The organism is Streptomyces sp. NPDC040545 (assembly GCF_055595065.1).
The window spans coordinates 322139-342946 of the sequence record NZ_JBVIWA010000001.1; the positions used below are offsets into that span (position 1 = coordinate 322139).

22 protein-coding genes are annotated in these 20808 nt (G+C 70.8%); 7 read left to right on the forward strand and 15 right to left on the reverse strand.

The window, feature by feature from the left end; genetic code table 11:
• Positions 1 to 137: 137 nt before the first annotated feature.
• Complete coding sequence (locus ACZ573_RS01585) at positions 138 to 1043, forward strand: YihY/virulence factor BrkB family protein (protein ID WP_471297649.1); 906 nt, start codon at positions 138 to 140, stop codon at positions 1041 to 1043.
• 62 nt (positions 1044 to 1105) lie between these two features.
• On the opposite strand, the gene ACZ573_RS01590 is transcribed toward ACZ573_RS01585, so the two are convergent.
• From ACZ573_RS01590 to ACZ573_RS01600, 3 genes are all read right to left on the reverse strand, one after another.
• The gene (locus ACZ573_RS01590) at positions 1106 to 1534 is read right to left on the reverse strand and encodes a hypothetical protein (protein ID WP_030012512.1); all 429 of its coding nucleotides are present in this window, start codon (positions 1532 to 1534) and stop codon (positions 1106 to 1108) included.
• A 59-nt stretch (positions 1535 to 1593) separates the two neighbouring features.
• Positions 1594 to 2490, reverse strand: coding sequence for a hypothetical protein (locus ACZ573_RS01595; protein ID WP_471297651.1), 897 nt, complete (start codon positions 2488 to 2490; stop codon positions 1594 to 1596).
• Positions 2491 to 2618: 128 nt separating this feature from the next.
• A complete protein-coding gene (locus ACZ573_RS01600) occupies positions 2619 to 3860 on the reverse strand; it encodes a D-alanyl-D-alanine carboxypeptidase family protein (RefSeq protein WP_471297654.1) in 1242 nt (413 codons plus the stop codon).
• A gap of 121 nt (positions 3861 to 3981) precedes the next feature.
• On the opposite strand from ACZ573_RS01600, the gene ACZ573_RS01605 reads away from it, so the two are divergent.
• From ACZ573_RS01605 to ACZ573_RS01615, 3 genes are all read left to right on the forward strand, one after another.
• On the forward strand, positions 3982 to 4284 hold the full coding sequence (locus ACZ573_RS01605; RefSeq protein WP_471297656.1) for an SCO4848 family membrane protein: 303 nt from the start codon (positions 3982 to 3984) through the stop codon (positions 4282 to 4284).
• Positions 4281 to 5537 carry a metallophosphoesterase gene (locus ACZ573_RS01610; protein WP_471297658.1) on the forward strand — a complete coding sequence of 419 codons (1257 nt, stop codon included), beginning with the start codon at positions 4281 to 4283 and terminating at the stop codon, positions 5535 to 5537. The genes ACZ573_RS01605 and ACZ573_RS01610 overlap by 4 nt, the downstream gene beginning before the upstream one ends.
• Before the next feature lie 122 nt (positions 5538 to 5659).
• Entirely contained in the window at positions 5660 to 7216 is a 1557-nt protein-coding gene (locus tag ACZ573_RS01615) for an ABC transporter substrate-binding protein (RefSeq protein WP_471297660.1), read from the forward strand.
• 18 nt (positions 7217 to 7234) lie between these two features.
• On the opposite strand, the gene ACZ573_RS01620 is transcribed toward ACZ573_RS01615, so the two are convergent.
• The 11 genes from ACZ573_RS01620 to ACZ573_RS01670 all read right to left on the reverse strand — a co-directional run bounded on the left by ACZ573_RS01620 (position 7235) and on the right by ACZ573_RS01670 (position 15740).
• On the reverse strand, positions 7235 to 7975 hold the full coding sequence (locus ACZ573_RS01620) for a TetR/AcrR family transcriptional regulator (protein WP_471297662.1): 741 nt from the start codon (positions 7973 to 7975) through the stop codon (positions 7235 to 7237).
• An 11-nt stretch (positions 7976 to 7986) separates the two neighbouring features.
• Positions 7987 to 8415: a thiol-disulfide oxidoreductase DCC family protein gene (locus ACZ573_RS01625; RefSeq protein ID WP_471297664.1), complete on the reverse strand. Its 429-nt coding sequence runs from the start codon at positions 8413 to 8415 to the stop codon at positions 7987 to 7989.
• Between the two features lie 3 nt (positions 8416 to 8418).
• Positions 8419 to 8823, reverse strand: a complete 405-nt coding sequence (locus ACZ573_RS01630) for a hypothetical protein (protein WP_301367068.1) — start codon at positions 8821 to 8823, stop codon at positions 8419 to 8421.
• A 229-nt stretch (positions 8824 to 9052) separates the two neighbouring features.
• Positions 9053 to 9376: a DUF998 domain-containing protein gene (locus tag ACZ573_RS01635; RefSeq protein ID WP_471297666.1), complete on the reverse strand. Its 324-nt coding sequence runs from the start codon at positions 9374 to 9376 to the stop codon at positions 9053 to 9055.
• A 140-nt stretch (positions 9377 to 9516) separates the two neighbouring features.
• Positions 9517 to 10077 (reverse strand): hypothetical protein, encoded by a 561-nt coding sequence (locus ACZ573_RS01640; protein WP_471297667.1) that lies wholly within the window; start codon positions 10075 to 10077, stop codon positions 9517 to 9519.
• A 56-nt stretch (positions 10078 to 10133) separates the two neighbouring features.
• Positions 10134 to 11252 carry a serine hydrolase domain-containing protein gene (locus ACZ573_RS01645; RefSeq protein WP_471297669.1) on the reverse strand — a complete coding sequence of 373 codons (1119 nt, stop codon included), beginning with the start codon at positions 11250 to 11252 and terminating at the stop codon, positions 10134 to 10136.
• A 298-nt stretch (positions 11253 to 11550) separates the two neighbouring features.
• Positions 11551 to 12309 (reverse strand): succinate dehydrogenase iron-sulfur subunit, encoded by a 759-nt coding sequence (locus tag ACZ573_RS01650; RefSeq protein WP_189733159.1) that lies wholly within the window; start codon positions 12307 to 12309, stop codon positions 11551 to 11553.
• Complete coding sequence (sdhA, locus tag ACZ573_RS01655; RefSeq protein WP_030387542.1) at positions 12309 to 14063, reverse strand: succinate dehydrogenase flavoprotein subunit; 1755 nt, start codon at positions 14061 to 14063, stop codon at positions 12309 to 12311. Before sdhA ends, ACZ573_RS01650 begins: the two co-directional genes overlap by 1 nt.
• Before the next feature lie 23 nt (positions 14064 to 14086).
• Positions 14087 to 14569: a succinate dehydrogenase hydrophobic membrane anchor subunit gene (locus ACZ573_RS01660; protein ID WP_471297671.1), complete on the reverse strand. Its 483-nt coding sequence runs from the start codon at positions 14567 to 14569 to the stop codon at positions 14087 to 14089.
• A gap of 5 nt (positions 14570 to 14574) precedes the next feature.
• Positions 14575 to 14955, reverse strand: a complete 381-nt coding sequence (gene sdhC, locus ACZ573_RS01665) for a succinate dehydrogenase, cytochrome b556 subunit (RefSeq protein ID WP_301367063.1) — start codon at positions 14953 to 14955, stop codon at positions 14575 to 14577.
• A 152-nt stretch (positions 14956 to 15107) separates the two neighbouring features.
• Positions 15108 to 15740 (reverse strand): 2-oxo-4-hydroxy-4-carboxy-5-ureidoimidazoline decarboxylase, encoded by a 633-nt coding sequence (locus ACZ573_RS01670; protein ID WP_471297674.1) that lies wholly within the window; start codon positions 15738 to 15740, stop codon positions 15108 to 15110.
• 340 nt (positions 15741 to 16080) lie between these two features.
• On the opposite strand from ACZ573_RS01670, the gene ACZ573_RS01675 reads away from it, so the two are divergent.
• The gene (locus tag ACZ573_RS01675) at positions 16081 to 16824 is read left to right on the forward strand and encodes an RNA polymerase sigma factor (RefSeq protein WP_382540151.1); all 744 of its coding nucleotides are present in this window, start codon (positions 16081 to 16083) and stop codon (positions 16822 to 16824) included.
• Positions 16824 to 17849, forward strand: a complete 1026-nt coding sequence (locus ACZ573_RS01680) for a hypothetical protein (protein ID WP_471297676.1) — start codon at positions 16824 to 16826, stop codon at positions 17847 to 17849. Before ACZ573_RS01675 ends, ACZ573_RS01680 begins: the two co-directional genes overlap by 1 nt.
• 284 nt (positions 17850 to 18133) lie before the next feature.
• Here ACZ573_RS01680 and ACZ573_RS01685 read toward each other — a convergent pair whose 3' ends face one another.
• A complete protein-coding gene (locus ACZ573_RS01685) occupies positions 18134 to 19018 on the reverse strand; it encodes a L,D-transpeptidase family protein (protein ID WP_471297678.1) in 885 nt (294 codons plus the stop codon).
• 205 nt (positions 19019 to 19223) lie between these two features.
• Here ACZ573_RS01685 and ACZ573_RS01690 point away from each other — a divergent pair, with 205 nt between their 5' ends.
• Entirely contained in the window at positions 19224 to 20804 is a 1581-nt protein-coding gene (locus ACZ573_RS01690) for an acyl-CoA mutase large subunit family protein (protein ID WP_471297680.1), read from the forward strand.
• The last annotated feature ends 4 nt before the right edge of the window (positions 20805 to 20808 follow it).

The following is a 20808-nucleotide window of genomic DNA, read 5'->3' on the forward strand; positions in this document are numbered from 1 at the left end:
GAATCTCAGCTTTCGCAGGACCAGGGTGCGGAACGGGCGACCCGCAGGGCGCGTTTCGGGAAAAGTCACAATCGACGACCGTAGCCGCCAGAAGCGACAATCACGGCTATTTCCGGCGGCTGAATTACGGTGACCCCATGGACTGGCTGATGAAACTCCCGGTGATCGGGCCGCTCGCGTCCCGTCTGATGCGGACGCACGCGTGGCGTTCGTACCAACGCCTGGACCGCGTGCACTGGACCCGCCTCGCCGCCGCCATCACCTTCATCAGCTTCCTCGCGCTCTTCCCGCTGATCACCGTGGCCGCCGCGATCGGCGCGGCGCTGCTCAGCCCGGAGCAGCTGGACCGGCTGGAGAAGAACCTCTCCGAACAGGTCCCGGGCATCTCCGACCAGCTCAACATCGAGGGACTCGTCGACAACGCCGGCACGGTCGGTCTCGTCGCGGGCGCCCTCCTGCTGCTGACCGGCATCGGCTGGGTCGGCTCCATGCGGGACTGCCTGCGCGCGGTCTGGGAGAAGGACGACGAGGACGACGGGAACCCGTTCGCCCGCAAGGGCAAGGACACGCTCGTCCTCCTCGGCCTCGGCGGCGTGGGCCTGGCCTCCGCCGCCGCCTCCATCCTCGGATCCAGCGCGGTCGGGAAGTCCGCCGACTGGCTGGGCATCCCGCGCGAGGGCGCGGGCGGCGCGCTGCTGCGCTCCTTCGCCTTCCTCGTCGGCGTCGTGGCCGCCTTCCTGCTGCTGCTCTACGTCCTGACCCTGCTCCCGGGCGTCGAACCGCCGCGCGGCCGCCTGATCCAGGCGGCCCTCATCGGCGCGGCAGGCTTCGAACTGCTGAAACTGCTGCTCAGCGGCTATATGCGGGAGGTTGCCGCGAAGAGCATGTACGGGGCCTTCGGCGTTCCGATCGCCCTGCTGCTCTGGATCAACTTCACGGCGAAGCTGCTGCTGTTCGTCTCGTCCTGGACGGCCACGCGCGACGACGCGGACGGCGACGGCGCCGAAGACCCACCGGCCGCCGCGGCGACACAGAACGCGTAGGGCGCCGGTGGCGCACCGGTGTGGGGCCCGGTGCGCCACCGGAGTACTGCCGGCGGGACGTCCTACCAGGTGCCGTTGCCGCAGCCGTACACCCACCGGTGCGAGGCGGCGTTGTCGTGGACCGCCTTCCACTGACCGCTGGCGTCGCCGTTGCGGGTCCAGTTGAACGACTGCGCGTTGCCCCGCAGGTTCCATTCGGTGCCGTAGCCGATGCAGGCGTAGGCGCCGGTGTTGTTCTCGTTGTAGTAGATGTTGACGTGGTCGCGGCCGCCGGCGCTGCCGCTGTTGCGGACCCAGTCGACCTTGTTCTTGACCTGGTACGGCCAGTCGTTGGAGTTGCCGGCGTTCTGGTAGAGGTAGTTGTAATCGTCCGAGTAGGCACAGAAGTTCGTGTATCCGCAGCCGCCGTCGGCCTGCGCCGCGGTCGGAACGGCCACGACCGCCGCACCGGCGATCGCGAGTCCCGCGAGGAGCGTCCTGAGCTTGTTCATCTGGGGTCCCTCCCAATGAGTGCCGTACATGGTTCACCGCCGGTCGGCGGTACGCGATGTCAGCTCCCGGCGTGCCGGGCGACCACATCGCGAGCTGTGGGCAGGGCCGCCACCTGCATGCGCCGCATGGCGTCGAAGGCGGCCCCGTTCTCGGCGCGGATCACGTCCGAAAGGCGCCGGTGCAGGTCCTGTGCGGTATCGGCGAGGCCCGTCGAGCGGGCGCACTCGGCCTGGGCGGTGGCCATCGGTACGTCCTGCGCCTCGGCGTCCGGCCCGGTCCGTGCCAGTTGTTCGTCGCGCTGCCGGACCGGGTGCACGGCCGGGAATCCGCGCCGGCCGACGCACTCGCTCCACCCGGCCAGCGCCGTACGGAAGGCGGGGTCCTGGCCGACCCGGCCGGTGCGCACCGCGCCGAGCTGCTTCACGGTCTCGCTGGAGGCGTACCAGAGGCGCACGTCCCCGTAGAGCTCTCTCCACGACGCGGTGACGCAGCCCCGGTCGCTGTGGCTCAGCGTGCCGCCGCCCGGGTTCTCGACCGCCAGCCCCTTCGAGTCGGGCCCCATGAGGGCCACCCCCAGAGCCTCCAGCCGCTCGGCGGAGAGCCCGCTCTGGTACCGGCCGCGCGGGCCCGACGCCGCCTCCTCGTCCAGCTGCTGCTCGATCCGGCGCCCGAACCCGTGGCGGCGGGCCCAGTCCACGTCGTCGACGCCGTACGGGAAGTCCCGCCAGTCCGGGTGCGGCACGCGAGGGACCGGCCAGTACGAGAACCCCTGCGCCCGCATGCAGTCCTGTACGAGCAGCTCGCCCGCAGTGTGGAGCAGGTCCAGCTCGGCGGTCTCCAGGGCGCGCGCCGGGGTCCGCTGCCCGGCGCCGTCCGCCGGGAGAGCGGTCCAGGCCGCCACGGCGAGCACCGCGCCGCAGGCCGCCACGGCGGCGGCCGACCATCTCCTGCGCATGGGAGAACCCCCTTCCCGTCGGCGTCATGCCGACGGGAGCGAGCAAACCCTGCCGAAGTCCTGCGGTGAACCTGTGAGTTGATAGGTGGCGCCGGCCCGCCGGCCGGGCTAGCACCGCTCCGGCGGTCTCAGATCAGCTCCTCGCCCCGGCTCCGGCGGCCCCGGGGCCAGCGGCGATTGATCGCCAAGGCGCCGCCCGCCAGGACGGCCAGCACGCCGCCCGCGACGGCCAGCGCGGTCCCCGCACCGCCGCCCGAGCTCTTGCCGGCCGCCGACGGGGCGTTCTCGTGCGACTGGGCCGGGGAACCGTGCGAGGTGGTGTCCGCGCTCTTCGGCGGCACCAGCTCGCCCACCGGCTTGACCTTCCCGGCCGCCGCGAAACCCCAGTCGAGGAGCGCGGCGGTCTGCTCGTACACCTGGTTCGCCCCGCCCCCCTCCGGGTTCATCACCGTGACCAGCAGCTTCCGGGAACCCTGCTGGGCGGCGCCGGTGAAGGTGGCCCCGGCCATCGAGGTGTTGCCGTTCTTCACCCCCGCCATCCCCTTGTAGGGGGTGATCCCGGCCGCGCCCGTCAGCAGCCGGTTGGTGTTCGAGATCTCGAAGTACTCGCGCGGCTTCCCGGGCTCCTGCAGCCCGGGGAACTTCGCGGTCACCGTGCCGCAGTACTCCCTGAAGTCCTGCTTCTGCAGTCCGGAGCGCGCGAACAGCGTGAGGTCGTACGCGCTCGACACCTGCCCCGGGGCGTCGTACCCGTCCGGGGACACCACATGGGTGTCCAGTGCCTGGAGCTCCTCGGCGTGCGCCTGCATGTCCTTGACGGTCTTGTCGATGCCGCCGTTCATGGCCGAGAGCACGTGCACGGCGTCGTTGCCGGACTTGAGGAACACGCCGAGCCACAGGTCATGGACCGAGTATTCGAGGTGCTCCTTGACCCCGACCATGCTGCTGCCCGGGCCCACGCCCTCCATGTCCTTGTCGGTGACCTGGTGGATCTGGTCCTTGGGCAGCTTCGGCAGCACGGTGTCCGCGAAGAGCATCTTCATGGTCGAGGCCGGGGGCAGCTGCCAGTGCGCGTTGTGCGCGGCCAGCACCTCGCCGGACTCGGCGTCCGCCACGATCCACGACCGCCCGGTCAGGTTCGCCGGCAGCGCGGGCGCGCCCGGCAGCAGGTTCACCTGGGTCCCCGGCTGGCCGAGCAGGGATCCGCCGACCGTGGACATCGAGACGGGCGGTGCGGGGGCCGGGGCGTGGGCCGGCCCGCCCTTCGCGTCGGCCGGCGGGGCCGGCGCGGCGTGTGCGGGAGCCACCAGCACGGTGGGGACCAGCAACGCGGCGGAAAGGACCGTCCATGCGGTCGTCTTGGCAGACACGCAGGTGAAAGTACATCCCGATGAGCTGGAGGGCGCAGCGGACCGGCCCATTCGAGGCAACCAACCCCGGGACAGCCCACCCCGGCGCGTCCGTCCTGGGGACGAATCCGATACTGAGGGCATGAGACTCAGCCGTGCCGCCTCCTGGTTCCTGCTCGCCTTCGGAGTGTGGAGCTGGTTCATCTGGGTGTCTTTCGTCCGGAACCTGTGGAAGAACGGCAGTGGTCTTGCTTTCGATGCGGCCGGCGATCCCACTTCCTACTTCTGGGTGCACCTGACGCTCGCGGTGACGTCCTTTCTCCTGGGGACGGCCGTCGGTCTGATCGGGTTGCGCAGCGTCCTCGCCCTGCGGCGTGAATCACGCACGGAGCGTGCGGACGGTACGGACCGTACGGACCGTCCGGAGGGGGGTACCCCGTCATGACGATCCTGGTCTTCGCCCTCGTCGCCCTGGCGGTCTGCGCCCTGCTGGTCCTGGTCCACCGCTGGCTCTGGATCCGCCTGGTCCGCGACACCACCGTCCCCGGCGGCCGGACCCGGCGCATCGGCACGGCCTTGGCCATCGCCCTGCCCCTCCTCTCCGTGGCCGCGCTCACCACAGGCCGCGCGGGCGCCCCCTTCTGGCTCCAGCAGACGGTGGCCTGGCCCGGGTACCTCTGGCTCGCGGTACTCCTGTACCTGACCCTGACGATGCTGGTCGCGGAGCCGATCCGCGCGCTGTCGCTCCGCCGTCTGGCCCACCGCGCTTCCGCCGGATCGGTGGCGGACCTGCCCGAGCCCGTGGAGGTGCCCGCCGCGGCGGCACCCGCGGCCGCCCCGGCCACCGTGGAGCGGCCCGCCGTGGGCGACGGGCTGAGCCGCCGCCGGTTCGTCGCCCGCACGGTCGGCGGGGCGGCCGCCGCCGTGGCCCTCGGCACGGTCGGGGCCGGGACCTACGGGGTCCTGCGCGGGCCGGGCGTGAAGCGGGTGCGGGTCCCCCTGGCGAAGCTGCCGCGCGCGGCACACGGTTTCCGGATCGCCGTCGTCAGTGACGTCCACCTCGGCCCGGTGCTCGGCCGCGCCCACACCCAGCGCATCGTCGACACCGTCAACCGCACCCAGCCCGACCTCATCGCCATCGTCGGCGACCTCGTCGACGGCAGCGTCCCCGACCTCGGGTCCGCCGCGGAGCCCCTGCGCCGGCTCGCCGCCCGCCACGGCTCGTACTTCGTCACCGGGAACCACGAGTACTTCTCGGGCGCCCAGCAGTGGATCGACCACGTCCGCGAGCTGGGGCTGAACCCGCTGGAGAACGCCCGCCGCGAGCTGCCGTACTTCGACCTCGCCGGGGTCAACGACATCCAGGGGGAGCGGGAGGGCAAGGGCCCCGACTTCAGCGCGGCCCTCGGTGACCGGGACCGCGCGCGGGCCGCCGTACTTCTCGCCCACCAGCCCGTCGTCATCCACGACGCCGTTCGCCACGGCGTCGACCTCCAGCTCTCCGGCCACACCCACGGCGGCCAGCTCTGGCCCGGCAACTACCTCGCGGAGCTCGCCAACCCCACCGTCGCCGGTCTGGAGCGCTACGGCGACACCCAGCTCTACGTGTCCCGCGGGGCCGGAGCATGGGGGCCGCCGGTCCGGGTGGGAGCGCCGTCCGACATCACGGTCGTCGAACTCGCCTCATTTCAGGCCTGATCGGCCTCGAACCTCGAAGCGCCCTCGTCAACTCGCCTTCCGGTGGCTGATATTCCGTGATGGGATGACCGTTAATCGGACAGCGCGTCGCTGTCATCGGGTCATGGGGTGGGGTTCAGGGGATGCGGTCTGTCCGCTCGAAGGTGATCGCGGCCGGGCTGGTCCTCGGCGTGGCCGGCGTAGGTGCCTGGCAGTTGCTGCCCGGGGACGGAAGCGGCCGCGGTGCCGTCCGGGTCGGCACGAGTGACGTCGTCTCCTCCCTCGACCCGGCCGGGGCGTACGACGCAGGTTCCTGGGCCCTGTTCAGCAACATCTACCAGTCGCTGCTGACCATCAAGCCCGGCTCCGACGCCCCCGTGCCGGACGCCGCCGCCTCCTGCGGTTTCGTGGGCCAGAAGCTCACCACCTACCAGTGCGAGCTCCGCCCCGACGTGCAGTTCGCGAGCGGCCGCACCATCACCGCCGAGGACGTCAAGCACTCCTTCGACCGCATCAAGGCGATCAACTCCGACCAGGGTCCGGCTCCCCTCTTCAACACCCTGGAGTCGGTCAAGGCAGAGGGGCGCACGGTCACCTTCAGCCTCTCCGCCGGCGATTCCACCTTCCCATTCAAGATCGCGACGGGCGCCGCCTCGATCGTCGACAAGGACACGTACCCGGCGAAGGCCCTGCGCGAGGACGGCAAGGCGGACGGCTCCGGGCCGTACACGCTGAGCGGGTACAAGGCCGGTACGAGCGTCGAGCTCAAGCCCAACAGCTCGTACAAGGGCCAGGGGAAGCCGGCCCACACGCCGGTCACCGTCAAATATTTCAAGGATTCCGAGCAGCTCGACCAGGCCTGGAAGGGCCACCAGATCGACGTCGCCCACCGGGACATGCCGCCCGCCGTGCTCGCCGGCCTCAACCCGGGCATGAAGGACACCCGCTACCAGGCCTCCGGCGGCAGCGAGATCCGCTCCGTCGTCTTCAACGTCCGCCCCGGCTCCACCGCGGCCCCGCTCGCCGTCCGCCAGGCCGTCGCCGCCGTCCTCGACCGGGCCAAGGTGGCCGCCGAGGTCCACAAGGGGACCGTCACCCCGCTGTACTCCCTGGTCCCGGCGGGCATCGCCGGCCACAGCACGCCGTTCTTCGACGCCTACCCGGCCCCGAACGTGGCCACCGCCAAGAAGCTCTTCAAGGACGCCGGGATCACCTCCGCCGTCCACCTCAACCTCGGCGTGAACGTACGCGGCGCGAACCTGCCCGAGGCCGAGGAGGTCAAGCGGGAGCTGGAGTCCACCGGCCTCTTCCAGGTGACGATCAAGCCGGTCGAGAAGTGGAGCGACTTCCAGAAGGGGTACGCGGCGGGCGAGTTCGACGCCTACACCATCGGCTGGATCGCGGACTTCCCGGACGCGGACAACTTCCTCGCCCCGCTCGTCGGCACCGACTCGTCCATGAACAACGGCTTCTCGGACAAGCACGTCGACGAGCTGATCGCCCGTACCCAGTCCCACGCGGAGCGGAGCGAGGCGGCCGGCGAGTTCCGCGACCTCCAGAAGCTGGTCGCCCAGCAGGCCCCGTTGGTGCCGATCTGGCAGAAGAAGGACTACGTGATGTCCCGCGAGGACGTCACCGGAGCCCAGTACCTGTCCGACGGCACCGGTGTCTGGCGCCTGTGGGAACTCGACTGGCTGTAGCCGTCGCGTTCCCGGCGGCTACGCGGGGTCCGTCCGCGGGTCCGGGTCCGAGGCCCTGCGCCGGGCCCCGGCCGTGGCCGTCTGGGCCATGCCCGGCAGGAAGTCCGCGAACAGCTCGTGCACTTCCCGCACCAGCGGCCGCAGCACCCGGAAGCGGGCCAGCACGATGCCCCGCGTCGTCAGCTGCGCGCCGCGCTCGGCGAGCCGCCGCGTCTTCTCGCTGTTCGGCGAGCGGTCGAAGACCCAGTACAGGACCAGGCCCATCTGCGCGAGCCACATCAGCTCGGGCAATACGTCGGCCAGCTCGGCCGGCACCTTGGTCTTCGCTCCGGCCAGCACCTCGCGGTGGATGCTGATCGCGGCCTGCCGCGCCTGCTCGGACTCCGGCGAGAACGGGCTGAGCGGACTCTCTGGATCCGCCGCGTTCTTGAAGAACTGCGAGGCGAACTCGTGGTACGGAGCCGCGATGTCCAGCCATGCCGTCAACACGCCCGCGTACCGCTTCTGCAGATCGGTCTCGTTGTCCAGGATGGGCCGGACCGCCGCCTGGTGGGCGGCGCCGATCCGGTCGTAGAACCCCTGGACCAGGTGTTCCTTCGACTCGAAGTAGTAGTAGGCGTTGCCGACCGAGACGCCGGCCTCCTTCGCGATACCCCGCATCGTCGTCTTGTCGAAGCCGCGCTCCTGGAAGAGGCGGAGCGCGGTTTCGAGGATGAGCGTGCGGGTCTGCTCGCTCTTGGGAGCCTTCTGATCAGTCACGGTGTATGAGCCTATCGGGGGACGGGGCACTGGTCGTCACAGGCCGGTCCCCCGGCACCCTCGGGGTGACCCTCGGTACGCACGGCCTGCCGCCAGGCGGAGGCCGTGTACATGGCTGCCCGGGCGAAGGGCCGGCCGGCCGGGGTGGCCAGCCAGTTCGCCTTCGGCCGGTGCTCGGCCAGCGCCCACAGGCACACGATGAAGGCATCGGTGCCGGTCCACACCTGCCCCGAGTCCCCGATGACGGTGATCTCCCGCAGCGTCGAGGCGTGATCGAGCCGGGGGAACCGCCGCTGCGCCTCGAAGGACGCGGCGGGGACCAGGGCGAGCGGGACGAGCCACCGCTGCGCGAGCAGCCAGTGCCGGATGTGCACGCAGAGCGGGCAGTCGGCGTCGTAGAGGACGGTCAGCTTCCGCACAGGCGCGGCGGCGGTCGTCACGGCTCAGGCCCCGACCGGGGCGGTCCACGCCTGCGGGGGGACGGGCGGAGTCTGCTGGCGCTCCATGATCCCGCGGCGGCGCATCTTGTTCAGCACCCACACGTTGCCGAGGTGCATGACGCCGAGGACCAGCAGGACGACGCCGAGCTTGACCGAGAGCGCCTCGAAGAGGGCGCGGGGGGTCTGGATCTCCTCGCTCGACCGGAGGTAGAGGGTCACGAAGCCGATGTTCACGAGGTAGAAGCCGACCACGAGGAGCTGGTTGACGGCGTCCGCGAGCTTCTCGTTCCCGTGCAGGACGTCACCGATGAAGACGCGGCCGTTGCGGCTGAGCGTGCGGGCCACCCAGATGGTGAGGGCGATGCTGATGAGCAGGTAGATGACGTACGTGACTACGGTGAGGTCCATGGTCCCCAGCCCCTTTGAACGTGTTCAAACTGCTGACAGGGATGACTGTAGGCCTCTTTTTGAACAAGTTCAAGCTATGTTCGGCGGGTGCTCCGGAAGCGGTTCGCGATCAGGGGGACCGAGAGCATCGCGGCGATGACGCCGACGGCCAGGGCGAGCGTGCCGGCCGTGCCGCCGCCCGTGGCCCAGCCGTTGCCGAGCAGGGGGGGGCGGTGCCGCCGCCGGGGGGTCAGGGCGTACCGGCGGTCACCGGTACGGCCGAAGTGGGCGTAGCCGTGCCAGGTGAGGGGGGCGGCTGTCCCTGGAGGGTGCCCGCGGGGAAGCCGTCGGCCGGGGCCATGACGAACACCCCCGCGGCGATCACGCCGAGGCCGGCGACGCGCACCAGGCGCGGCGCCCAGGTGCCTCCGGGCGCGCCCCGCAGGGCCCGGCGCAGGCCGGTGGCTCCCACGGCGAGCAGAGCAGGGCGGTTCTCTCGCTGAACGTCGAGGACCTGGATCTGGCGGACCGCCGGGCTCCGGCCGGCGGCCCGGTCCGGGCCGGACGCCCGCACCGGCCGACCTCTGCCCGGAGACGGGCCGGTGCCGCCTCTCCTGCCGAGTACCTCTTCAAGGAGGCCGCCAGGTCACTGGATCCGGCGGCCGGCGGCTGCACGCCGGGCCGGCCGAGGCCCCGCCCGGCGGAGCGCGCGCCTCAGATGCTCAGCGACCGCGCGTAGTTGAGCTGGGACATCACCCACTGGTAGGTGTACGCGTCCACCGCCGGGATCATCGTGGAGTGGTGGCGGCCGCCGCTGGTGACCGTGACCTGGATGTAGCCGGTGGTGGTCTTCTGCTTCATCAGCAGGAAGAGCAGGCCCAGCAGGCAGAAGAGGAAGAAGATGATCGCGAGCACGATCGCGTGCGGCGGGATCTTCTCCTCGGTGCGCGAGAAGTCCGTCGCGTTCCACATCGCGCCCCTGAGCGGCATGTTGCCCGACGGGGTGATGATCTGGTCCCCGGCGATGGTGATGTCACCGAGGGACAGGCCGGCTCCGCCGACCGGGGCGGCGGCGCTGTACGCGGGGGCGGGGATACCGGCGCCGCCGATGGTCGGCTGGTAGGCCGGCGGCGCCGGGTAGGGCTGCGGGTAGCCGTAACTGGCCTCGCCGGGACCCCACTTGTAGTCGCCCTGGCCGGGGGTGGCGGGCGTGCCGGGCTGACCGCCCTGGCCTGCGGGGTCGCTCGTGTACGGATTCGGCTGCTGCTCGCTCATGCAGTCGATCCTTCCACAGGGACTCGCGCCCTGTACCCCCGGTCCCGCAACCCAGGTCAGAGTGCCGCGCCGACCAGAGCCGCGATGTGCTCGCGCACCAACTCGCGGTCCCTGCTTGCCGGAAGGAGGGAGTAGACGACCGTGCGGCGCCCGCCCCCGGTGGCGAACACCCCGCTCGTGGAGCGGCCCATGGAGCCGGTCTTGCCCCAGACGACGGTGCCGCCGATCTCGGCGCGCATCAGCCCGCCCGTGCTGAAGCGGTCCACCGCACCCTCGGACAGCGCCGGCATGACGAACAACTGCCGCTGCTGGGCGGGCTTCAGCAGCCGGCCGCGCAGCAGGCTGGTCATGAAGCGTTCCAGGTCGGGGGCGTTGGAGAGCATGCCGCCCTCGGCCCAGGCCCACGGCTCGATCTCGCCGCCGTCGGCGAGCACCGGGCCGGGGACGGTGCGGTCACCGGGCTTCGGGGAGTACGTGTGGCGCAGCCCCAGCGGCCGGGCGATGCGGCGCTGGATCTCGTCGGCGTAGGAGCGACCGGTGACCTTCTCGACGACCATGCCGAGGAGGAAGTAGTTGGCGCCGTTGTACTGCTGCGTGCGCACGGGGTACTGGGGCGCGGCGCACTTCGGGTCGGTCCAGTGGGCGACGACCTGCTCCGGGGACGGCGCCTCGCCGTCCACGAAGCCGACGCAGGGCTCCTGGATGCCGCTGGTGTGGCTCAGCAGCTGGCCGACGGTGATCGGCTTCCAGTGCGCCGGAAGGGTCCCCGGGAGGAGCTCCTGGACGGGGGTGTCCAGGGTGAAGCGGCCCTCGCCGACGAGCTGGAGGACCAGGGTGGAGGTGAACAGCTTGGTGATGCTGCCGATACGGAAGTTCGCGGCCGGGTCCTGCGAGAGCGGGCCGGTGGCCGCGGTCCATCCGGGACCCGTCCCGCCCACCCGGACCATGGTGCCGCTCGCCATGGCGCCGGGCTTCATCAGCGCGGTCAGGGCGGCGGTGTCGACCGGGTGGTGCGCGCGGGCGCCGGCGGTCACCGGTGCGCCCTGCGGCTCGGCGGCCGAGACCGGCAGGACGGCGCCGGCGGTGACGGACACGAGGGCCGCGCCCGCGAGGACCAGGGCGGTCCAGCGGGTCGGACGGGCGGCGGCGGGAGCGGAGTACGCGGTCTTCGTCATGTCTGTGAGTCTGCTGCGGTCAAGATCCCCGGACCATGGGTGAAGCCCCCTACCGGCCCCTGAGGGGCCCCTGACCGCCGCTGGGGTCTCCGACGGCCCGTTGCCGGTGCTCACCCCTGCTGGCGGCCGTATGGGAATGGTGACCTCCGTCGACGGGACGACCGCCGGCAGCCGTGGGGACGGCCGGGTGCCCGGCCGTCCCGCCGCTGATGCCCTGAGGGAACGGCGAAGGCCCCGCCCCCGGAAGAACCGGGGACGGGGCCTTCGCCGAGACCGACGGACGGAGTCCGTCAAGAAATCAGAAGCGGCGCGTGATCAGCGCACGCTTGACTTCCTGGATCGCCTTCGTGACCTCGATGCCACGCGGGCACGCGTCGGTGCAGTTGAAGGTCGTGCGGCAGCGCCACACGCCGTCCTTGTCGTTCAGGATCTCCAGCCGCTGCTCGCCGGCCTCGTCACGCGAGTCGAAGATGAAGCGGTGCGCGTTGACGATCGCCGCCGGGCCGAAGTACTGGCCGTCGTTCCAGAACACCGGGCACGAGGACGTGCACGCGGCGCACAGGATGCACTTGGTGGTGTCGTCGAAGCGCTCGCGGTCCTCGGCGGACTGCAGACGCTCGCGCGTCGGCTCGTTGCCCTTGGTGACCAGGAACGGCATCACGTCGCGGTACGCCTGGAAGAAGGGCTCCATGTCGACGACAAGGTCCTTCATCACCGTGAGGCCCTTTATGGCCTCGACGGTGATCGGCTTCTCCGGGTTGATGTCCTTGATCAGCGTCTTGCAGGCGAGCCTGTTCTTGCCGTTGATCCGCATCGCGTCGGAGCCGCAGATGCCGTGCGCGCACGAGCGGCGGAAGGTCAGCGTGCCGTCGAGGTCCCACTTGATCTTGTGGAGACCGTCGAGCACGCGCTCCTTCGGGTCGATCTCGACCTGGAAGTCCTGCCAGGTCGACTCCTCGGAGATCTCCGGGTTGAAACGGCGGATCCGGAAGGTGACCGTGATGAACGGCGAGGCGGCGGCTGCCGCCTCCATCTTGTCCAGGGTGGGGGTGGCCATCAGTACTTACGCTCCATCGGCTGGTAGCGGGTGACGACGACGGGCTTGTAGTCCAGCCGGACGGAGTCCTTGCCGTCGTCGCCGACCTCGCGGTACGCCATGGTGTGGCGCATGAAGTTGACGTCGTCGCGGTTCGGGTAGTCCTCGCGGTAGTGACCGCCGCGGGACTCCTTGCGCGCCAGCGCGGACACGGCCATGACCTCGGCCAGGTCGAGCAGGTTGCCCAGCTCGATGGCCTCCAGCAGGTCCGTGTTGAAGCGCTTGCCCTTGTCCTGGACGGACACGTTCTTGTAGCGCTCGCGCAGCTCCGCGATCTTCTCGACCGCGGTCTTGATGGTCTGTTCCGTACGGAACACCATCACGCACGCGTCCATCGTCTCCTGGAGCTCCAGACGCAGGTCGGCGACCCGCTCGTTGCCCGTGGAGTTGCGCAGGTGCTCGACGAGGTCGGCGACCTGCTGCGCCGGGTTCTCCGGGAGCTCGACGTAGTCGTTCTCCTGGGAGTACTTGGCGGCGGCGATGCCGGAGCGCTTGCCGAAGACGTTGATGTCCAGCAGCGAGTTGGTGCCCAGGCGGTTCGCGCCGTGCACCGACACGCACGCGACCTCCCCGGCCGCGTACAGGCCCGGGACGACGGTGGTGTTGTCCGCCAGGACCTCACCCTCGACGTTGGTCGGGATGCCGCCCATGGCGTAGTGCGCGGTGGGCTGGATCGGGATCGGGTCCGTGTACGGCTCGATGCCCAGGTAGGTGCGCGCGAACTCGGTGATGTCCGGGAGCTTCGCGTCGAGCTGCTCCGGCGGCAGGTGCGTCAGGTCCAGGTACACGTGGTCACCGGCGGGACCGCAGCCGCGGCCCTCACGGATCTCGGTGTAGATGGAACGCGAGACGACGTCACGGGACGCGAGGTCCTTCATGACCGGCGCGTACTTCTCCATGAAGCGCTCGCCGTCCTTGTTGCGGAGGATGCCGCCCTCACCGCGGGCGCCCTCCGTCAGCAGGATGCCCATGCGCCAGATGCCCGTCGGGTGGAACTGGAAGAACTCCATGTCCTCCAGCGGCAGGCCGCGGCGGTAGCAGGCCGCCTGGCCGTCACCCGTGAGGGTGTGCGCGTTGGAGGTCACCTTGAAGAACTTGCCGGTGCCGCCGGAGGCGTAGATGACGGCCTTGGCCTGGAACACGTGGATCTCGCCGGTGGCGAGCTCGTACGCGACCACACCGGCCGACTTCTTGACGCCGTCCTCCTCGACCAGGAGCTGGTCCAGGACGTAGAACTCGTTGAAGAACTCCACGCCCTCCTTGACGCAGTTCTGGTACAGCGTCTGGAGGATCATGTGACCGGTGCGGTCCGCGGCGTAGCAGGACCGGCGGACCGGGGCCTCGCCGTGGTTGCGGGAGTGGCCGCCGAAGCGGCGCTGGTCGATGGTGCCGTCCGGGGTGCGGTTGAACGGCAGGCCCATCTTCTCCAGGTCGAGGACCGCGTCGATGGCCTCCTTCGCCAGGATCTCGGCGGCGTCCTGGTCGACCAGGTAGTCACCTCCCTTGACCGTGTCGAAGGTGTGCCACTCCCAGTTGTCCTCTTCCACGTTGGCCAGCGCGGCGGCCATGCCGCCCTGCGCGGCGCCCGTGTGGGAGCGGGTCGGGTAGAGCTTCGTCAGCACGGCGGTGCGGCTGCGCTTCGTCGACTCGATGGCGGCGCGCATACCCGCGCCGCCCGCGCCGACGATGACGGTGTCGTACTTGTGGATCTTCATTGGTTTCGCCTCAGCCCCGTTGCCTAGCGGATGTTCGGGTCGAAGGTGAAGATCACCAGCGTGCCCAGAAGGATGGTGAACACCGTGGCGGTGTAGAGCAGGCCCTTCAGCCACAGCCGCGTGTTGGCACGCTCCGCGTAGTCGTTGATGACGGTACGCAGACCGTTGGCGCCGTGCAGCATGGCCAGCCACAGCATCAGCAGGTCCCAGACCTGCCAGAACGGGGACGCCCAGCGGCCGGCCACGAAGGCGAAGCCGATCTTGGACACGCCGCCGTCGAGCACCAGCTGGATCAGGAGGTGGCCGATGACCAGGACGACGAGCACGATGCCCGAGAGGCGCATGAAGAGCCACGCGACCATCTCGAAGTTGCCGCGGGTCGAGCGCGGGGTCTTGCCGGTCCGCTTGCGCGGGGCCTCGATGTACGGCGCCGGGTTGTCGACGTCGTAGAGGGACACGCCCTCCGCGTCACCGACGCCCTTTTCGAAAGAAGTGTCAGAAGACATGCGTGTCACTTCCCGAACAGTTCAAGGTAGGCGTGGCCCAGGACGGGGTACAGAGCCCCGCCCATCAGCACGATCCAGGTGACCACGACGGTCCAGAGCATCTGCTTCTGGTAGCGCGGGCCCTTGGACCAGAAGTCCACGGCGATGACACGGAGACCGTTGAGCGCGTGGAAGAGGATGGCGGCGACGAGGCCGTACTCCAGCAGCGCGACGATCGGAGTCTTGTAGGTAGCCACGACATCGTCGTACGCCTCGGGGGAGACGCGAACGAGAGCGGTGTCGAGGACGTGTACGAACAGGAAGAAGAAAATGAGGACGCCGGTGACTCGATGAGCCACCCAGGACCACATTCCTTCCCGGCCGCGGTACAACGTTCCAGCCGGCACGGAAAACCCTCCGGAAGCGGGGCGGGGGCCAGCCGGCTTCTTTGTCGGTCGGGCCCGGCCGGGTACGGTCCTCCGGCCCCGGACATCGTAGCGACGCTTTGTCGGTTCCCTTGCGCGGGGGCCATCGGTGTGATCAAACAGGCACGTACGGGCTATCCCACAGGGGCGAATAGCCCGATTTCCGTGGCAGTCAGCCCATCCGGCGAGGTCAGCCAGCGTGTCAGATCCCGCAGCCGGGACTGTGCGACACGGCGGAGCTCGTCCGCGGAGATCGAGCGCTCCTCGTCGACCTCGTGGCCCATCCTCCGGCGGATCGCGCCCAGCAGCTGGTCGGCCTGCTCCTCCGGCGGGTGCCCGTCGAGGCAGATCACGAAGGCGTGGCCGAACTTCCGTTCGTATTCCGCGTGGGCCGCGTCGAGGGCCAGCAGTGCGGCGTACGGAGCCCCGTGGTCCAGCTCCGCCGAGCACTCCGCGGCCAGCGCCTCGGTCAGATCGCCTTGCGAGAGGTCGTACGAGGCCTCGTCGGCGGCGGCGATCAGGGCCCCGGCGTCCGGGTAGGGGCGGTGCGCCGCCACCCGGTGCGACCAGCGCCGGCTTCCGCAGCAGTGCAGCAGGACGGCCCGGGCGGCTTCGGGGGACAGGGCGTTGAAACGGGCCAGCCCGAAACCGTGAGAAGGGTCGGGACCTCCCCCGGATCCGGTCCGGGAGGTGCGCCCTGGGGCCTGTGCCGGAAGGTGGCTGGACAGCAGGGGGCTCCTCGGGGCGCGGCGGGGGTGTACCGCCACGCTATCGACGCAGGGCAGGGTGTGTCGTACCGATTCGGGGATTTCACCCGGAAGTGAGCCGAAAGGATGACGTGAGCGCCACGGGCAGGCATGGTGAGGGCCCCGGGAAGGGGAGGGCGACCGAGGCCGCCACCCCCCACAGGAGAGGCCCCGGCCGCCATCCGTCACGGGCTCGTGCGACAAGCCCGTACCCATGTCAGCGCCTCGGGTGCGTTTTGTGTCACACCTCGCTCCGCACAGGATTGGTTGCGCGTTGTATCACTCGTGGACGAGAGGTGCTTGAAAGCCGTAACGTGCTGATTTGCGCCACACGTACAGGACAGTGAACGGGTTGGGGACTTTGCTGGGGGACGACGCGGAGCTGACCGCCGCGGTGCTCGCGGCACAGGACGGCGACGAGAACGCGTTCCGTGCTGTGTACCGCGCCGTGCACCCACGGCTGCTGGGGTACGTACGCACGCTCGTCGGGGACGGCGACGCCGAGGACGTGACCTCGGAGGCCTGGCTGCAGATCGCCCGCGACCTCGACTCCTTCACCGGCGACGCCGACCGCTTCCGCGGCTGGGCGGCCCGTATCGCCCGCAACCGCGCCCTCGACCACATCCGCATGCGCGGCCGGCGCCCCGCGATCGGCGGCGACGACACCGAGCTGACGAGCTGGGCCGCCGAGTGCGACACCGCGGGCGCGGCCATGGAGTCCCTCTCCACCGGGCGGACCATGGCGCTCATCGCGCAGCTTCCGCAGGACCAGGCCGAGGCCGTCGTCCTGCGCGTCGTGGTCGGGCTGGACGCCAAGAGCGCGGCCGAGACCCTGGGCAAGCGGCCCGGCGCCGTACGGACCGCGGCCCACCGGGGCCTGAAGAAGCTGGCCGAGCTGCTCGGCCCCGAGGGCGGCTTCGAGCCGGACCCGGACACCGGCTCCGATCCGGGCCCGGCGGTCGGCCATAATGCCCGTGGCCAGGCATGGGGCGGCGGGGGCGGGAGGGATCTCGACGCCGTACCCGCGCAGCGTGGCCGGAGCGGGGGCTTCGCAGAACAAACCGGTGTGACGGATTCACGTTGGCGGACGCAGAAGGACATGTGATGGCCGACGAGCGCAACGGGTGGCTGGACGAAGCCGCTGCGGAAAAACTGCTGCGCGGCGAACCGGTGGAACCTGTGGGACCGGCCGCCGATCAGCGTGCCCGCGACGGGGCCGCCCGGCTGCGTGCCGCCCTGGACGCCCTGGGTGGCGTGAACGGGTCGCTGCGCGCGGGCACGGAACTGCCCGGCGAAGCGGCGGCGGTGGCTGCCTTCCGTACGGCGCGCGGTGGCGCGCGCCCTTCCGCGGCGCCTGAGGTGGCGGCCGCGTCCGCCGAACCCCTGATCGACCTCGGCCGCGTCGTTCCCGCGCCCGCCCCCCGGCGCCGCCGCGCCGTCAGCTTCGGTCTGGCGGCGGCCCTGGCCAGTGTCGCCGTCGGCGGACTGGCCGCCGCGGCGGGCGCCGGGCTGCTGGAGCGGTCCCGGCACGACAGCGCGGGACCCGGTCCGGCGATGTCCGTGAGCGCCGGCGAGAACCCGGCCCCGGGCATAGGCAGCGGAGCTCCGAGCGCCAGTCCGAAGCCGACGCCCACCCCGCTGCCGAGTGGCTCGAACACGACGGCCACCACGGGTACGGCGCAGCCGCCGGGTACGGACGGACGTGCCGCGACACCCGGGACCGGCGCGGGCGCCGGCACCTCCTCGGGCTCGTCGGCGACGGCCGGTTCGGGCAAGGACCTCCAGGGCGGCACGGGAGCCACGGGCGGCATCGGCGGCAAGGACGGCGACCGGGACACCTTCGGCGGCGGCACGGGCGGCAAGGACCGCGACCGCGACGGCGAGACCCTTCTCAAGGTCGCCGACCTCTGCACGGAGTTCAAGGCGGGCCGGCTCGACGAGGCCCGCCGTGAGCGGCTCTCGCGCCTGGCCAACGGCCTCACCCGGATCCCGGACTACTGCAAGTCGGTGCTCGAGGACGGGGGCTCCGGCGGCGGCAAGCGCGACAGCCAGCTGGGCGGGACGCTCAGGGCGCCGACCCTGACGCCGGCCGCTCCGCGGGGTTCGGCCGGCGTGCGCACCAGCCGCTGACACATGCGCTGACCTGCCTGTAACACTTTTCGAACTGGCGGCGCAGTACATATCGAGCCGACTGGTCATCGGCCGCGCATGAGCCGGGGTTCCCCCCGTACCCCTGGGCTCTGCGCAACCGGCGCGGGCGGGGCACGTTCCCCCGGCCCTGCCCGCGCCCATTACTTCGGACCTCTGGCGGGCGTCGTGCCGATCAGGCCGGGCCCGACCGACAAGACACCCCCTGGCCCCGGGCATGGGGCTTCGCGGGACCGGACACCGGTCCCGCCCCGGCCCCGGCGGCATCACCAGTAGACGACGACCTTGTCGCCGACCTGCACCTGGTCGAACAGCGCCGACAGCTTGCCCTTGTCCCGGACGTTCACGCAGCCGTGCGAGGCCCCGTTGTAGCCGCGGGCCGCGAAGTCGGCCGAGTAGTGCACCGCCTGGCCGCCGCTGAAGAACATCGCGTACGGCATCGGCGTGTGGTAGATCGTCGACGTCCACTCCTTGGCCTTCCAGCCCACGTTGAACACGCCCTCACGGGTCGGGGTGTTCTCGGAGCCGAAGCGCACGTCCATCGTCGAGACGATCTTGCCGTCGATCATCCAGGCGAGGGTGCGGCTCTCCTTGCTGATGCACATGACGCGGCCCTGCATGCAGCGCGGGTCCGGGGCGTCGACCTCGTTGACGGTCGAGGGACGCAGCTCGTCGGCGGTGGGCTTCTTGCTGGCGCCCTCGATCTTCTTCCAGGTGGCCTCGTCGACCGAGCCGGTCGCGTTCAGGCCGTGCTTCGACTGGAAGGTCTTGACCGCGGCGGTCGTCTTGGAGCCGTAGAAGCCGGTCGGCGCGACCGACATCAGCTTGAGCTGGCGCAGCCGGGCCTGGAGCTCGCGCACCTGCTCGTTCTCGTCGCCGTTGGCCATGATCTGCTTCACCGAGGGCGAAGGGGAGGCCGAGGGGGAGGCAGACGCGGAAGCGGAGGCGGAGGCGGACGGCGACGCCGAGGCCTCGCCGGGCTTGTTGTCGGTGGAGGGTGAGGCTTCGGGGGAGGCGCCCGCCGTGGGCGAGGACGAAACCGAGGAGGCGGAGGCGGCAGGCTCCGTCTTCTGCGGTCCGCAGGCGGTCGCGGCGAGCGCGACGGCGGTTGCCACCCCGATCGTGCGGATTATGACTCTCTGGCGCTGCATTGCAGTCCCCCCGGTCTCTATGTCGTGTATCTAGGTGATGCTCCGCGTGCGTGGACAGTTGCACTCGGCTCCGGGATGTTGCGCCATTGTGACCGGCAGCCGTCCGCAGCCTTACGGGGCGATGCGCGGCTGGGGGCACCCCAGCGGCAGCTCGGGGAGGTTCTGCCGGTCCCGGGTCCGCTTGCTCCATGGAGGACAACGTCACATGGCACACACCGAGAGCGGAATCCCCATCGAACCCGTCTACGGGCCCGGCGACCTGACGGGGTGGGACCCGGAGGCCGAACTCGGGCAGCCGGGTGACTTCCCCTACACGAGGGGGATTTATCCGAACATGTACACCGGTCGGCCGTGGACGATGCGGCAGTACGCCGGCTTCGGCACCGCCGCCGAGTCCAACGCCCGCTACCGGCAGCTCATCGAGGGCGGCGGCACCGGGCTGTCCGTCGCCTTCGACCTGCCGACCCAGATGGGCCACGACTCCGACGCCCCCCTCGCCCAGGGCGAGGTCGGCAAGGTGGGCGTCGCCGTCGACTCGCTCGACGACATGCGGACGCTGTTCGACGGGATCCCCCTCGACCGGGTCTCCACCTCGATGACGATCAACGCGCCCGCCGCGCTCCTCCTGCTGCTCTACCAGCTGGTTGCGGAGGAACAGGGCATCCCGGGCACGCAACTGACGGGGACGGTCCAGAACGACGTGCTGAAGGAGTACATCGCGCGCGGGACGTACATCTTCCCGCCCGGCCCCTCGCTGCGGCTGACGGCCGACACCTTCCGCTACTGCCGGGCCGAGATCCCCCGGTGGAACACCATCTCCATCTCCGGCTACCACATGGCCGAAGCCGGCGCCTCGCCCGCGCAGGAAGTGGCCTTCACCCTCGCCGACGGCATCGCCTACGTCCGTACGGCCCTGGCGGCGGGCATGGTGGTCGACGAATTCGCGCCCCGGCTCTCCTTCTTCTTCGTCGCCCGCACCACCCTGCTGGAGGAGGTCGCGAAGTTCCGCGCGGCCCGGCGGATCTGGGCCCGCGTCATGCGCGAGGAGTTCGGGGCCCGGGACCCGAAGTCGCTGATGCTGCGCTTCCACACCCAGACCGCCGGGGTCCAGCTCACCGCGCAGCAGCCGGAACTCAATCTCGTACGGGTGGCCGTGCAGGCCCTGGCCGCCGTCCTCGGCGGCACGCAGTCGCTGCACACCAACTCCTTCGACGAGGCGATCGCGCTCCCGACCGAGAAGTCCGCCCGCCTCGCGCTGCGCACCCAGCAGGTCCTCGCGTACGAGACGGACGTGCCGCACACCGTGGACCCCTTCGCCGGGTCGTACGCGGTGGAGCGGATGACGGACGAACTGGAGGCGGCGGCGCTCGCGCTCATGCGCCGGATCGAGGACCAGGGCGGGGCGGTGGCCGCGATCGAGGCCGGGTTCCAGAAGGCCGAGATCGAGCGGAACGCCTACCGCATCGCGCAGGAGACCGAGAACGGGGAGCGGGTGGTGGTCGGGGTCAACCGCTTCACGCTGGAGCGCGAGGAACCGTACGAGCCGCTGCGCGTGGACCCGGCGATCGAGGCACGGCAGTGCGCGGCACTGGCCCGGCTGCGGGCGGAGCGCGACGGGGCGGCGGTCACGGCGGCGCTCGCGGACCTGAAGACGACGGCGGCGGGGACGGCGAACGTGCTCTACCCGATGAAGGCGGCGCTGCGCCTCCGGGCCACGGTGGGGGAGGTGTGCGGGGCGCTGCGGGAGGTGTGGGGGACGTACGAGCCGACCGGTTCCACCTGGTGAAACC

Excerpts from the sequence above, each read along its gene's own strand:
- ACZ573_RS01615 (WP_471297660.1), top strand. The coding sequence starts at position 5,660 with ATGCGGTCTGTCCGCTCGAAGGTGATCGCGGCCGGGCTGGTCCTCGGC.
- ACZ573_RS01685 (WP_471297678.1), bottom strand. The coding sequence starts at position 19,018 with ATGCAGCGCCAGAGAGTCATAATCCGCACGATCGGGGTGGCAACCGCC.
- ACZ573_RS01640 (WP_471297667.1), bottom strand. The coding sequence starts at position 10,077 with ATGAGCGAGCAGCAGCCGAATCCGTACACGAGCGACCCCGCAGGCCAG.
- ACZ573_RS01595 (WP_471297651.1), bottom strand. The coding sequence starts at position 2,490 with ATGCGCAGGAGATGGTCGGCCGCCGCCGTGGCGGCCTGCGGCGCGGTG.
- ACZ573_RS01645 (WP_471297669.1), bottom strand. The coding sequence starts at position 11,252 with ATGACGAAGACCGCGTACTCCGCTCCCGCCGCCGCCCGTCCGACCCGC.
- ACZ573_RS01590 (WP_030012512.1), bottom strand. The coding sequence starts at position 1,534 with ATGAACAAGCTCAGGACGCTCCTCGCGGGACTCGCGATCGCCGGTGCG.
- ACZ573_RS01680 (WP_471297676.1), top strand. The coding sequence starts at position 16,824 with ATGGCCGACGAGCGCAACGGGTGGCTGGACGAAGCCGCTGCGGAAAAA.
- ACZ573_RS01630 (WP_301367068.1), bottom strand. The coding sequence starts at position 8,823 with ATGGACCTCACCGTAGTCACGTACGTCATCTACCTGCTCATCAGCATC.
- ACZ573_RS01690 (WP_471297680.1), top strand. The coding sequence starts at position 19,224 with ATGGCACACACCGAGAGCGGAATCCCCATCGAACCCGTCTACGGGCCC.
- ACZ573_RS01650 (WP_189733159.1), bottom strand. The coding sequence starts at position 12,309 with ATGGCCACCCCCACCCTGGACAAGATGGAGGCGGCAGCCGCCGCCTCG.
- ACZ573_RS01585 (WP_471297649.1), top strand. The coding sequence starts at position 138 with ATGGACTGGCTGATGAAACTCCCGGTGATCGGGCCGCTCGCGTCCCGT.
- ACZ573_RS01610 (WP_471297658.1), top strand. The coding sequence starts at position 4,281 with ATGACGATCCTGGTCTTCGCCCTCGTCGCCCTGGCGGTCTGCGCCCTG.
- ACZ573_RS01660 (WP_471297671.1), bottom strand. The coding sequence starts at position 14,569 with ATGTCTTCTGACACTTCTTTCGAAAAGGGCGTCGGTGACGCGGAGGGC.
- sdhA (WP_030387542.1), bottom strand. The coding sequence starts at position 14,063 with ATGAAGATCCACAAGTACGACACCGTCATCGTCGGCGCGGGCGGCGCG.
- ACZ573_RS01605 (WP_471297656.1), top strand. The coding sequence starts at position 3,982 with ATGAGACTCAGCCGTGCCGCCTCCTGGTTCCTGCTCGCCTTCGGAGTG.